At 63.4% G+C, this 13,296-nt stretch carries 10 protein-coding genes and 1 tRNA gene; 6 read left to right on the top strand and 5 right to left on the bottom strand.

Annotated elements, in window-relative coordinates:
- The first annotated feature begins 101 nt into the window (after positions 1 to 101).
- Positions 102 to 3,782, top strand: coding sequence for an SDR family oxidoreductase (locus SJY33_RS07960; RefSeq protein WP_379922226.1), 3,681 nt, complete (start codon positions 102 to 104; stop codon positions 3,780 to 3,782).
- A gap of 30 nt (positions 3,783 to 3,812) precedes the next feature.
- Here the strand turns inward: SJY33_RS07960 and SJY33_RS07955 are convergent.
- From SJY33_RS07955 to SJY33_RS07945, 3 genes are all read right to left on the bottom strand, one after another.
- A tRNA-Thr gene (locus SJY33_RS07955) sits at positions 3,813 to 3,885 on the bottom strand.
- A gap of 21 nt (positions 3,886 to 3,906) precedes the next feature.
- Positions 3,907 to 4,791: a hypothetical protein gene (locus SJY33_RS07950; RefSeq protein ID WP_379922225.1), complete on the bottom strand. Its 885-nt coding sequence runs from the start codon at positions 4,789 to 4,791 to the stop codon at positions 3,907 to 3,909.
- On the bottom strand, positions 4,788 to 6,101 hold the full coding sequence (locus SJY33_RS07945; protein ID WP_379922224.1) for a replication-associated recombination protein A: 1,314 nt from the start codon (positions 6,099 to 6,101) through the stop codon (positions 4,788 to 4,790). The genes SJY33_RS07950 and SJY33_RS07945 overlap by 4 nt, the downstream gene beginning before the upstream one ends.
- A gap of 114 nt (positions 6,102 to 6,215) precedes the next feature.
- Between SJY33_RS07945 and SJY33_RS07940 the strand changes: the two genes are divergently transcribed.
- Both SJY33_RS07940 and SJY33_RS07935 read left to right on the top strand, forming a co-directional pair.
- On the top strand, positions 6,216 to 6,860 hold the full coding sequence (locus tag SJY33_RS07940; RefSeq protein ID WP_379922223.1) for a PadR family transcriptional regulator: 645 nt from the start codon (positions 6,216 to 6,218) through the stop codon (positions 6,858 to 6,860).
- Positions 6,861 to 6,941: 81 nt separating this feature from the next.
- Positions 6,942 to 7,376, top strand: a complete 435-nt coding sequence (locus SJY33_RS07935) for a hypothetical protein (RefSeq protein WP_379922222.1) — start codon at positions 6,942 to 6,944, stop codon at positions 7,374 to 7,376.
- A 6-nt stretch (positions 7,377 to 7,382) separates the two neighbouring features.
- Here the strand turns inward: SJY33_RS07935 and SJY33_RS07930 are convergent, their stop codons facing one another.
- Positions 7,383 to 8,561, bottom strand: a complete 1,179-nt coding sequence (locus SJY33_RS07930; RefSeq protein ID WP_379922221.1) for a glycosyltransferase family 4 protein — start codon at positions 8,559 to 8,561, stop codon at positions 7,383 to 7,385.
- Between the two features lie 186 nt (positions 8,562 to 8,747).
- Between SJY33_RS07930 and SJY33_RS07925 the strand changes: the two genes are divergently transcribed.
- From SJY33_RS07925 to SJY33_RS07915, 3 genes are all read left to right on the top strand, one after another.
- Positions 8,748 to 9,926: a phosphoserine transaminase gene (locus SJY33_RS07925; protein ID WP_379922220.1), complete on the top strand. Its 1,179-nt coding sequence runs from the start codon at positions 8,748 to 8,750 to the stop codon at positions 9,924 to 9,926.
- Between the two features lie 117 nt (positions 9,927 to 10,043).
- A complete protein-coding gene (gene serA, locus SJY33_RS07920) occupies positions 10,044 to 11,630 on the top strand; it encodes a phosphoglycerate dehydrogenase (RefSeq protein ID WP_379922218.1) in 1,587 nt (528 codons plus the stop codon).
- 99 nt (positions 11,631 to 11,729) lie between these two features.
- A complete protein-coding gene (locus SJY33_RS07915; protein WP_379922216.1) occupies positions 11,730 to 12,860 on the top strand; it encodes an ATP phosphoribosyltransferase regulatory subunit in 1,131 nt (376 codons plus the stop codon).
- A 6-nt stretch (positions 12,861 to 12,866) separates the two neighbouring features.
- Here SJY33_RS07915 and SJY33_RS07910 read toward each other — a convergent pair whose 3' ends face one another.
- Positions 12,867 to 13,079, bottom strand: a complete 213-nt coding sequence (locus SJY33_RS07910; protein WP_379922214.1) for a hypothetical protein — start codon at positions 13,077 to 13,079, stop codon at positions 12,867 to 12,869.
- Positions 13,080 to 13,296: the final 217 nt, after the last annotated feature.

Genomic DNA, 13,296 nt, shown 5'->3' with positions numbered 1-13,296 from the left:
ACCGGGCGATGCCGTGCATGAAACGTTCGAAGCTCTCCTCCCCAGGGTTTGAACGAACAGCAAAAATACAAATTGCAGCAATCTTGTGAGGAGAGTTCCCAATGGCAAAATTGAAGAGCGCCGCGGCCGCACCTGCCTTGCAAGGCGATGTTTCGGGACGTCTGGCTGGCAAGATTGCGCTGGTCACGGGCGCGGCCGGCAATTTGGGGGGGCATATCACGGCGGATTTTCTGGCCGAAGGCGCCACCGTGGTGATGACCGGCCGCACACCCGAACGCACGCAGGCCGCGGCCGATGCATTGCTGAAAGCCACCGGGGCGGATCCTTCACGGCTCAGCACAGCGACACTTGATGGCGGCGACATGGCATCGGTTCGCGCTGCGATTGCCGATGTGGTGGAACGGTTTGGCCGGATCGATATCCTCGTCAACAATGCCGGAAGCGCAGGCCCAAAACAGCCGATCGAACAGCTTCCCCTATCGGCTGAGGAACGCGCCGCCAGCGATACTGAAACAGTCAGCGATGCGTTGCGCAATATCTTTGGCGTCGCCTTCAACGTCGCGCGCGCTGCCGCGCCGCACATGCCCGAAGGCGGGTCGATCATCAACGTCTCGACGATCTTCAGCCGTACGCCGTATTATGCGCGGGCCGCTTATGTTGTCCCCAAGGCTGCGATGAATGCCTGGAGCCGTGAGCTGAGTCTGGAACTCGGGCCGCAGGGCATCCGCGTGAATCTGATCTATCCCGGCCCGATCGAAAGCGAACGTATCCGCACCGTATTTGCCGCAATGGACGCCGCGCGCGGGGACGACGGTGGCACCACTGCAAACCAGTTCTTCGACATGATGAGCCTGGAACGGGCCACCGGCGGGAACGACAAGGCCAAGACGTTCCCGACGCCGACCGATATTGCCGCGACCTGCGTCTTCCTCGGCTCGGACGAAAGCGCGGCGTACAACGGCCACGATTTTGAAGTCACGCACGGGATGACCGTGCGCAAGGAAGACCGTGCAACCTATCTGGCGCGTCCCACGATGCGATCGATGGATGGTACGGGCCTTGCCGTACTGATCGCGGCGGGAGACAACTTCGAAGAGGCGCTGGACATCGCGCAGGTGCAACTGGCGTGCGGCGCGGAAGTCGTGCTTGGCCTGCCGCGCGCCGCCGACGTGGCAATTGCCGAAAAGCGCTGCGCCGCGCTGGGTCTGTCGGACAAGCTGGCGATCATCCGCTTCAGCCGGAATGATCCAACGGGCATGGAAAGCGCGCTGGACGATTATACCCAGGCCGGCACCCCCATCAGCGGGGCGCTGTTCCTGCCAGCCCTCAGCGCAGGCGAACTCACGGGCACATTGACCCACGCGGATGACAGCGTAGTGGAAGCGCTGATGGACGCGGAACTGGCGGGCAACATGGCGCTGGCCCGCACCATGAGCCGCTACTGGAAGCGGCACGACAATCTGCTGCAACCGCCACGCTTTGTGTTCGTGAGCCATGCCAGCGATGGGAAGGGGAATGTCTATAGTCACATCCTGCGCGCCGCGACCGAACAGCTGATCCGCATCTGGCGCGACGAAAGCGCGATCGACGCAGCACATGGGCGTCGCCGCCAGGCCGCATGGGGCAACCAGATCGTGCGCTTCACGAATACCGAGGCTGAAAACATCCGCTTCACCGCGGGCCACGCAGCGCGCATCCTGCTGAAGGAAAGCAAGCTGGGCGAAATCACGCTTTATGTCCCTGCCAACATCGGTGAGGCGACGGGGGCGCGGAAGGCCATGCCGGGCTTTTCGGAAAACATCACCGGGCTGCATCTGGGCAAGGTCGCGCTGATCACTGGCGGCTCGGCCGGGATCGGCGGGCAGGTTGCGCGTCTGCTGGCGCTGGCGGGCGGCAAGGTAATGATGGTCGCCCGGCGCGAAAGCGAACTCGCGGCGGCGCGGGCGCGGATCGTCAGCGAGTTGGAGGATATCGGCTTTGCCGGCGTTGAGCGCCGGGTGCAGACGCTGGCCGATGTCGACGTCAGCAATTTTGAAAGCCTGAAAGGCGCGGTCGATGCGACGCTGAAGGCTTTCGGGCGGATCGATTATCTCATCAACAACGCCGGGGTCGCGGGCGCGGAAGACATGGTCGTCGACATGGGGGTCGATGCCTGGAACTACACGCTCGATGCCAATCTGGTCTCGAACTACTTCCTAATGCACCACGTTGCGCCGCTGATGAAGGCACAGGGTTCGGGCTATATCCTTAACGTCTCGTCCTATTTCGGGGGCGAGAAATACCTCGCGGTCGCCTATCCCAACCGCGCGGATTACGCCGTCAGCAAGGCCGGGCAGCGCGCGATGGTGGAAAGCATGGCGCGCTATCTGGGGCCGGAGGTGCAGTTCAACGCCATCGCCCCCGGCCCTGTGGACGGCGACCGCCTGTCCGGCACCGGCGGTAAACCCGGATTGTTCGAGCGGCGCGGCAAGCTGATCCTCGCCAACAAACGGTTGAACGCCGTTCACGCTGCCGCGATCAAGGCGATCCGGCGGGGGGTGCGGGTGGAAGCGGTGCTGGCGCGGCTGGCGCGCAACGACACCGTCAAGATGAGCCACGACACCAACAACCCGCGCGAATTGCGCGATCTGGCGCTGGCCTGCGCGCGCGAAGGCGATGGCACGTGCAGCTGGGACAAATATCTGCTCACCCCCAGCATTGCCGCAGCATTGGTGGCACGCTTCCGGCAGGCTGGCCTGCTGCTTGATGCGCCCGAGTGGAACGACCGTCCCGCCACGCCAGAGGCTGACGCCGACTGGCTGATGCGCGTCCCGCCCGAAGATTCGCCCTTCCTGCCCGCGGACAAGATCGCGGTCGAGGCCAAGAAGGTTGGCACCGGGGTGCTGTCGAAGCTCTATCTCGGCAAGATGCCGACCGAGCATGACGTGGCTCAGGCGACCGTATTCTTCCTCGCCGACCGCGCGGTTTCGGGCGAGACCTTCATGCCATCGGGCGGGCTCAGCGTCGAACGTTCGACAACCGAGCGTGAACTGTTCGGCAGTCCGAAGCAGGAACGGCTCGACCAGATGCGGGGCAAGACGGTGTGGATCATCGGCGAGCATCTGACCGATTATCTTGCCGAAACCGCGCGCGCCTTCATCGAAGATTGCCATGTCGCCAATGTGGTGCTGATCAGCCGCAGCGCCGAAGGCTACGCTGCGGTGCGGGCGCTGCTGGAAAGCGAAACCGCTGATGCGCTGACATCGCTGGTCGTCTCCAGCCATATCGAGGCGGCGATGGACGAGGCGCTGCTGACATGGGGCAGGCCCACCACCATCCTGTCGACCCCGTGTGCCGCGTTACCGGACAAGCTGTTCGATAGCGCCGGTCCGCTGACACCCGATGAATTCCGCGAGATGATCGGCGACAATCTCACGCACCATTTCCGTGTGGCGCGCCGCGCTTCGCTTTACGATGATTGCCAGCTGGTGCTGACCAGCCCCGACGTGCCGATGGGTGACAAATCGCCCGCTTTTGCGCTGGCGAACTTCATCAAGACCACGCTTCATGCATTCACCGCGACGCTGGCAGTGGAGAATGAACGGCTCGTACATGATGTGCCGGTCAACCAGATCAACCTGACCCGCCGCGTGCAATCCGAAGAACCGCGCGATCTGGACGAACATCTGGAAGAAGTGCGCCGATTTGCGCGCGCGGTGCTGCTGCTGGGCGCACCGCTACCCGATGCCGAAGATTCGCGGTATCGGGCGCGGATCTATCGCGGCATGTCGATGACGGTGTGATGCTGGTGATAGCTGTTGGTGAGGTGACGGTGCCGGCTGCAGGATTCGAACCCGCGGCCCCCTGATTACAAATCAGGTGCTCTACCAACTGAGCTAAGCCGGCGCTCCGTGCCGCGCCATTGTATCAGACTGCGCCGAAAGTCCAGCCCTCGGTGCATGCGATCTTTGGCGTCAGGCGGGCAGGGTGCCACATTGCCCGGTCAGAATGCACGTGCCGCAGCCACGCCGCGGTCAGCAACGCATCGGATGAATGATCGTCAACATGGCCCGTACCGGGAACCGGCGGCGAGCCCAATGTGTCCAGCGCATCGTTGAGCGCTTCGTAACTGCGCAGCTTGGTCGCCGTGCCCTTCACGCCGCCCAACCGCGCGGCCATGGCGGTGTAGATTTCGGTCACGACCGATCCCTCTGCGGGAAGTGGGTCGATCGGCCAGACGGGAACCTTGCCTGCCACATGATGCAGCATCCGCATCCCTGTCAGGCTTGACTTGCCGACCTGCGCTGCGCCCACGAGGTTGAAATTGCTCACCGGCCGCACGCCCGCCGATCGCTGCGCGTGTTCGGCGATGCGAAAGCGGCCTTCGCGGGTAGCGGCGCCGGGCAGAAGAAATCGATCGCCCTCGGCTCCCGCGCCGTGACGGAAATAGCGCGCAGCCTCGGTATGCGCGAGAAACCCCGTTGCTTCGAAATTTGGGTCATGCGTGCACAGGGTATCGATTAACCGCCACAGCGCGCGCGCGTCGGGCGGCGAGGCGTGCCAATCCGGAAAGAACGCGCCTGCGTCGGCATGGGGCAGGCTGATCCCAAGATCGAGGCCGACGAGCGTCGGTTCAGTTAAGGATCTTAGCAGCACCAGCACCTCGGTCCGCGCCCAGCCTTTGATGTCAGGCGGGGCAACCAGCGCGGGCGGCCCGCCATGCGCCTGCGCAACCGCCACTGCGATACCTTTTTGCCGCGTTCCTTTGGCGCCTGACCAGTCGACCGCCAGAAAATGGCTGAACCGGGTCATCCCCGCTCGGCCCGCAATTTGTCCCAGTAGTCGAGCCGTTTCTTCACCTCACGCTCAAACCCGCGTTCGACCGGAGTGTAGAAGGTCTGCGCCTCCATCTCTTCGGGCCAGTAATTGTCGCCCGAAAAGCCTTCGGGCGTATCATGGTCATAGGTGTAACCCTTGCCATAGCCGAGGCTTTCCATGAGGCCGGTGGCCGGGTTGACGATGTTCATCGGCGGCATCAGGCTGCCGGTGTCCTTGGCTGATTTCCATGCGGCTTTCTGCGCCTTGTAAACCGCATTCGATTTGGGCGCAGTGGCCAGGTAGACGCACGCCTGCGCCAGCGCCAATTCGCCTTCGGGGCTGCCCAGAAAACGGTAGGCTTCCATCGCGGCCATGCATTGCGGCAGGGCGTGGGGATCGGCCAAGCCGATGTCTTCAACCGCCATGCGCACCAGCCTGCGGGCAAGGAACAGGGGTTCTTCCCCCGCCGTCAGCATCCGCGCAAGGTAATACAGCGAAGCCTGCGGATCGCTGCCGCGCACGGCTTTGTGCAGGGCACTGATAAGGTTGTAATGCCCGTCACGGTCCTTGTCATACACCGCCACGCGGCGTTGGAGGAAGGTGCCAAGCGCAGGCGGATCGAGCGGGGTGGACAGCTTTGCAGCATAAAGCGTTTCGGCCTGCCCCAGCAAAAACCGGCCGTCGCCATCGGCTCCCGCCACCAGCGCGGTCCGGGCATCAGGTGTCAGCGGCAGAGCGCCTTCCAGCCATTCCGCCTTGATCAGCAAGGCGTCCAGCGCAGCCTCGTCGAGCCGGTTAAGGACCAGGACCTGCGCGCGGCTGAGCAACGCGGCGTTCAGCGCGAAGCTGGGATTTTCGGTGGTTGCCCCGACCAGCGTGACCACGCCGCGTTCGACATAAGGCAGAAAGCCATCCTGCTGCGCGCGGTTGAAACGGTGGATTTCGTCAACAAAAAGCAGTGTCTTGCGGCCCGCGCGCGCCATTTTTTCAGCCTCGGCGAAGGCCTTCTTCAAATCTGCCACTCCGGAAAACACGGCGCTGATGGCGGCAAAGCGCATCCCCACCGCATCGGCCAATAAGCGGGCGATGCTGGTTTTGCCGGTGCCGGGCGGCCCCCACAGAATGATGCTGGCGAGCTTTCCTGCGGCCACCATCCGACCGATTGCGCCATCCGGGCCGGTCAGATGTTCCTGCCCCACCACATCGGCAAGGCACGCCGGACGCAGGCGGTCGGCCAAAGGCGCGTCGTCCGATGGCGCGTCGGGCGGGGGCACAGATGCATCCTGTCCGAAAAGATCAGTCATTCGTCGGGCCTGATAGGCGCATTGGCGGAAAAGGAAAGATGACGCATCGGCAACCCTTGCGAAGATAGGTCTAAGATATATCTTGGATGTATCAAGGCGTGAAGGAGACCTGTTATGACCTGGAACAGATATGGGCGCGGCGGCGGCTGGGAAAAGTTTGCCGAAACGATGGCAATGATGGCCATGAACGGAAACATGAATTTCGCGGGCCCCAAGTTCGACACCGGCGGGGCGAACACCCGCTGGCGTGATGATGCCGATGATGCCGAAGAACGCGGCGCTGGCCGACGCGGCCGGCGCGGACGGATGTTTGCATCGGGTGAACTGCGGCTGGCGCTGCTGGCGCTGATCGCTGAAAAACCCAGCCATGGGTACGAACTCATCAAGGAGATCGAGGAACTGACCGGCGGCGCCTATGCGCCAAGCCCGGGCGCGGTGTATCCCACGCTGCAGTTGCTTGAAGATGAAGGCGTCATCGAAGAGGCCGAGGCCGAGGGTGCGAAAAAGCCGTTCGCCGTCACCGGCAAGGGCCGCGAGGAGCTTTCGACCCGCACCGATGAAGTCGAAACGCTGATGCGCCGACTGGGCCGCCATGCCACGCGGGCCGAAAATGTCCGTTCGCCCGATCTGTTCCGCGCCATGGGCAATCTGGGATCGGTGCTCAAGAACCGGGCGCGCAGTGGCAAGCTGGATGAACGCACGATCAACGAAATCGTCGACATGATCGATGAAATGGCCAAGCGCATCGAACGCCTGTGACGCCGTCGTTGCGGGAAGCGCGGCAAAGGCATATTCTCTCCCCCGTCCGGGCCGCACCGGAAGTGGGGGAGGGGTGTACCCATGACAATCGCAGGTAAATACCGGGCCCGCGCACCCTGGCATCTTTGGGTGATCGGTGCGCTGACGCTGGCGTTCAACGCCATGGGCATCCTCAGCTATATGACCACCAGGCTCGGCATGCTGGCCGATGTGGGCATGACGCCGGATCAGATTGCCTTCATGGAGAGCTACCCCGCCTGGGTCAGCGCGTTCTGGGCGCTGGGCGTATGGGGCGCCTTTGCCGGATCTGTGCTGTTGCTGCTGCGGTCGCGATGGGCGGTTCATGCGATGTCCGCCGCGCTGATTGGGCTGATTGGCACGACGGCTTACAACTACGGCATGATTGCCATGCCGGAATCGATGCAAGCACCTGCGCTGGATGTGGCAATTTGGGGGGTGACGCTCATTCTGCTGGTTTATACCCGCCGCATGGCCGCGTCCGGTGTTTTGCGTTGATTGCAATCAGCCGCGCTTGGCCCGGCGTTCCTTTACCAATGCGACATAGGTATCGGCGACCACCGCGTTGATCGCTTCCCAGCTGTATTCGCAGGCCCGCGTCTCCCCTGCGGTGCCGTGCGCGGTGCGCAAGGCCGGATCGCGGCAATAGGGGGCAAGAGCGGCTGCAAAAGCGTCCGCATCGGTATCCTTGTTCCCTGTAGGCGCGACGAGCCTGCCGGTCACGCCTTCTGCCACTAGGCTCGCACTACCTGTCGCACCGGCGGCAACCACGGGAAGGCCGCTCGCCATCGCTTCGAGCGTTACATTTCCGAAGGTTTCGGTGACGCTGGGATTGAAGAACACATCGCCGCTGGCAAGCGCTTCGCCCAGCGCCTCGCCCGTCCTGAACCCTGCGAAGATTGCGCCGGGCAGATTGGTTTCGAACCAGCCGCGCGCCGGGCCATCGCCGATCACCAGCACCTTGTGCGGGGCGCCTGCTTCGCGCAGGCGGCGGATCGTCTCGGCAAAGACATCCAGCCCTTTTTCCATGACCAGCCGTCCGAGGAAGACTATGGCCACGTCGTCATCGGCAAGACCAAGGCTGCGCCGCCATTCGGGATCGCGGCGCGCGGACGAGAAGATCGTACGATCCACCCCCCGGCTCCACAGTCCGATGCGGGTGTGCATTCCCATCGCCCGCAGCTCGTCGATCATCGATTGCGAGGGTGCCACCAGCGCATCGCAGCGGTTGTAGAAGCGGCGCAGCCCTTTGATGATCAGCGGTTCGAGGAAAGCCATGTTATAATAGCGCGGATAGGTTTCGAACCGGGTGTGGACGCTGGCGAGCACCGGCAGATCGTGCGCCCGCGCCCAGCGCAGCGCGGCATGGGCAGCCGGATCGGGTGAGGAGAGGTGGACGATGTCAGGCGCGAATTCGGCAAGGTCGCGCTTTACCGCGGCGCCCAGATGGGTCGGCATCCGATATTCGCCGCGCCCCTTCACCGGCATCGGCACATTGGGCAGCCCCACCAGATCGCCGGTCGCGGGAAAATCGGGGTTGGCGACCTTGGGCGAATAGACGCGCACCTTCGCGCCCTTGGACAGCAGCGATGCCACCAGACGGTTCAGCGCCTGATTGGCCCCGTCGCGGGTGTAGTTATAATTGCCGCTGAACAGGGCGATGCGAAGGTCTGATGTGGTCATGGAACGGCCCGTTTAGTGACATTATGAGGACTTGGCGAGTGGCCCCGCGACCCCATTCGAACCTTGCCAAAGAACATTCGACCGCATCCGCGTTATTTCACGTTGACTCTTTTCTGCGCAACTCTAGTGCGGCGAGCGGGCCACGCGGTCCCAACGCCGCGCGAGCTCTCTGCAAGGAGAGAATACATGACTGAGTACACACGCGGGCTCCAGCACGAGCCTACGACCAAACCGGAACGCCCTTTCTTTTCTTCGGGCCCAACGGCGAAATTCCCAGGCTGGTCGCTGGACAAGCTCCAAACCGAAGTTCTTGGCCGCTCGCACCGTTCGGCGCTGGGCAAGGCGCGTTTGAAGTGCGCGATTGACCTCAGCCGCGAACTGCTCGGCATCCCTGACGATTACCTTGTCGGCATCATGCCCGCGTCCGATACTGGCGCAATCGAAGCGGCGATGTGGGCGATGCTCGACCCGGCGCGCCCGGTCACGGTCGCTGCTTGGGAAAGCTTTGGCAATATCTGGATTCAGGACGCGGTGAAGCAGTTGAAGCTGCCCAACTTGCAAGTCCTGACCGCCGATTACGGCGATATCCCCGATCTCACCACCATCCCGCAGCGCAATGATGTCGTGTTCACCTGGAACGGCACCACCAGCGGCGCGATGATCCCCAACACCGACTGGCTCGACGCGGACCGCGAAGGGATCACCATCAACGATGCCACCAGCGCGATCTTCGCGCAGGAAATGGACTGGTCGAAGCTCGATGCCACGACCTATTCCTGGCAGAAGGTAATGGGCAGCGAAGCGCAGCACGGGATGCTGATCCTCAGCCCCAAGGCTGTCGCGCGGATCGAAAGCTACGATCCGCCGTGGCCGATGCCCAAGCTGTTCCGCATGAAGAAGGGCAACAAGATCAACCTCGGCATCTTTGCGGGGGAAACGATCAACACGCCGTCCATGCTGGCGACCGAAGATTACATCGCGGCGCTGGAATGGGCCAAGTCGATCGGCGGGCGCAAGGCTTTGATCGAGCGGGCAAACGCCAATGCCAAAATCGTGAAGGACTGGATCGAAGCCACCCCGTGGCTGCGTAACATGGCGTCCGATCCGGCCCAGCAGACCAACACCGGCGTCTGCATGGTGTTCCAGGGTGACTGGTACGACAGCCTTTCGGATGACGACAAGGCGGGCGTTCCCAAGAAGATCGTCAAGCTACTGGAAGATCGCAACGTCGGCTTCGATTTCAACGGCTACCGCGACGCGCCGCCATCTTTGCGGGTCTGGTGCGGTTCGACCGTGGAGCAGGAGGACGTGAAGCGTCTGCTGCCGTGGATCGAATGGGCTTACGACAAGGTCAAGAACGGCTGAGGCCGTTGCTATTTGCGTCGCCCCGGACCTGATCCGGGGCCGCTCTCCCCGATTTGCCATGCGCGTGCTGCGCGCGGTCCCGGATTGGTTCCGGGATGACGATGGAAGGTATTCAAAATGACCCGTCCCAAAGTTCTCATTTCTGACAAGATGGACCCTAATGCTGCGCGCATTTTCGAAGAGCGCGGCTGTGATGTCGATGTCATCACCGGCGAAACCCCCGAACAGCTGATTGCGCGGATCGGCGAGTATGATGGCCTTGCCATCCGTTCGTCGACCAAGGTGACGAAGGCGATCCTCGACGCCGCCACCAACCTCAAGGTGATCGGCCGCGCAGGCATTGGCGTCGACAATGTTGATATCCCTTATGCCAGCGCCAAGGGCGTCGTGGTGATGAACACCCCCTTCGGCAATTCGATCACCACTGCCGAACACGCCATCGCACTGATGTTCGCACTGGCGCGCCAGATCCCCGAAGCCAACGCGCAGACGCAGGACGGCAAATGGCCCAAAAGCGGGTTCATGGGCGTTGAAGTCACCGGCAAGACGCTGGGCCTGATCGGAGCGGGCAACATCGGTTCCATCGTTGCAACCCGTGCTTTGGGACTGCGGATGAAGGTTATCGCCTATGATCCGTTCCTGACCGAAGACCGCGCAGTGGAGATGGGGGTCGAGAAGGTCGATCTCGACACGCTGCTGAGCCGCGCTGACTTTGTTACGCTGCACACCCCGCTGACCGACGAAACCCGCAATATCCTGAGCCGCGAACGGCTGGAACATGCCAAGAAAGGCATCCGCATCATCAACTGCGCGCGCGGCGGGTTGATCGATGAAGCCGCGCTCAAGGATTGTCTGGATAGCGGGCAGGTGGCCGGCGCGGCGCTCGACGTGTTCGAAACCGAGCCTCCGGCTGCCGATCATCCGCTGTTCGGCACGCCGGGCTTCATCTGCACCCCGCATCTGGGTGCAAGCACCACCGAAGCGCAGGTCAATGTGGCTTTGCAGGTGGCCGAGCAGCTCGCCGATTATCTCGTCAACGGCGGCGTCACGAATGCGCTCAACGTTCCCAGCCTGAGCGCCGAGGAAGCGCCCAAGCTGCGCCCCTACATGGCGCTGGCAGAACGGCTCGGCAGCCTTGTCGGTCAATTGGCGCATGGCAATCTCACGCATATCAGTATCGAACGCGAAGGCGCCGCATCGGGTCTGAACGGGAAGCCGATCACGGCAGCGGTGCTGTCGGGCTTCATGCGCCGCTATTCGGACACGGTGAACATGGTCAACGCGCCATACCTCGCCAAGGAGCGTGGGCTGGACGTCAGCGAAATCCGCCATGACCGCGATGGGGCATTCAACACGCTCGTTCGCGTGACGGTGGAAACCGCGCAGGGCCCGCGTTCGGTTGCGGGCACGCTGTTCGGTGCTGAATCGCCGCGTCTGGTGGAGATTTTTGGCATCGGGATCGAAGCAGAACTCGCCGGGCATATGCTGTACATCGTCAATGACGACAAGCCGGGCTTCATCGGCCGGATCGGTACGCTTCTGGGCAGCCACGGTATCAACATCGGCACCTTCAATCTGGGCCGGCGCGAGGCGGGCGGCGAGGCCGTGCTGCTGCTCAGCCTTGATGAACCCCTGACCTCCGAAGTGATCACCGAGGCCGAGAAACTTGATGGCGTGAAGCTGGTCAAGGCGCTGGCTTTCTAGGGAAGGCTTGCAATTCATCGTCACCCCGGCGAAGGCCGGGGCCAACAGGCGCAGGCGGATCGGATGATCGGCCTGCGCCGTGACGACGTGTGAGTGACTATGACCCAACCCAACGATCTCCTTCCTGAAGGTCTGGAAGACCGCCTGCCGCTGGAAGCTGCGCGGATTACAGCGGCGATGCGCGCCTGTCTGGATGTGCTGGACGCGCATGGTTACGACCGCGTCCGTCCGCCGCTGCTCGAATTCGAGGCGTCGCTGGCGGGCCGCATGGCAGGCGCGGAGCCGGGCGAAGCGCGTGCGATGTTCCGCTTCGTCGATCCGGCCAGTCTGCGTACGCTGGCGCTGCGCAGTGACATGACCCCGCAGGTCGGACGGATCGCTTCCACCAGTCTGAAGGGCGCGCCGCGTCCGCTGCGTCTTGCATATTGCGGCGACACCGTGCTGATCGCGGCAAGCCAGCTTGATCCCGCGCGCGAACGGCTGCAACTGGGCGCCGAACTTATCGGTGCCGACAGCGTCGCGGCCGCAAGCGAAGCGGTGATGCTGGCCATCGAGGCGCTGAAGGCGGCCGGGCTGACCGGGATCTCGGTCGATTTCACGCTGCCCGATCTTGTCGATACCCTGAGCGCCGCGGCCTTCCCCCTTGGCGCTGACCAGATTGAGGCGGTGCGCCGCGAACTCGACACCAAGGACGCAGGCGGTCTGAAGGCGGCGGGCGGTGCGGCATACCTGCCGCTGCTATACGCCACCGGCCCGTTCGACAGCGCGCTTGCCGCGCTCCGCGATGTCGATGCCGGCGGCGCGCTCAAGTCGCGGCTGGAGGGGTTGACCCGGATCGCCGCACATATCGGTGATGCGGCGCGGATCACGCTTGACCCCACCGAACGCCACGGGTTCGAATACCAGACGTGGTTCGGCTTCACCTTGTATGCCGAAGGGCTGCGCCATGCCGCAGGGCGGGGCGGCACGTACCGTATTGCCGGAAGCGATGAGCCTGCCACGGGCTTCACGCTATATCTCGACCGTCTGGCCGACGCCGCGCCGCAGCCGTCGCCCGCCCGTGTGGTGTGGCTACCGCTGGGCCATGATCGCCAAGCCGCGTCGCAGTTGCGCGGTGAAGGCTGGCGCACGGTGGCGCAGCTTGCCGAGGATGAAGACCCGGCCACGCTGGGATGCGACCATGTGCTTGATGCAGGTTCGGTGCGCGCGCTTCAGGATCGGGGCGCTTGATCGCGGTCATCTGAACGCGGCCTTCAGCCTCGCATCCGCCCGCATATTGGTCTGCGCGATGGCATCGGGCCGCTGGACGTAGGGCAGCAGGAACGCGGGCGCATTAAGCGCCGCCGCGGCGTGCGGTGTATCGCTGCCGCGTTGCTGCGCAAGGATCGGAACCGGCATTGAAGCGGTGGCGGCAGCAAGAACGGCCAGGGCTTTGGCAGCGGCGTTCATGACAATTCCTCCCCTCCATCATCCCTGCATCGCCAAGCCGTGTAGGAGACACATGAGACACTGTTCAGAAGCGAAAACCGCCCCCCTGCCATTATCTGCTGTCCCCGGCCCGTAACGGGGGGCGTGGGCAGACACGCGGTTCACGGGTTTTCCTTGCCCCATCGCCGGCGCCGTAGGAAAGCGCGATTGCGGCTCGCGCTTGCCACCATGACCCGGA

The organism is Erythrobacter sp. R86502 (genome assembly GCF_042466465.1).
In the GTDB taxonomy this organism is placed as follows: domain Bacteria; phylum Pseudomonadota; class Alphaproteobacteria; order Sphingomonadales; family Sphingomonadaceae; genus Erythrobacter.
The sequence above is the reverse complement of the archived record's forward strand: the minus strand, read 5'-3'. Positions and strand labels throughout refer to the sequence as shown.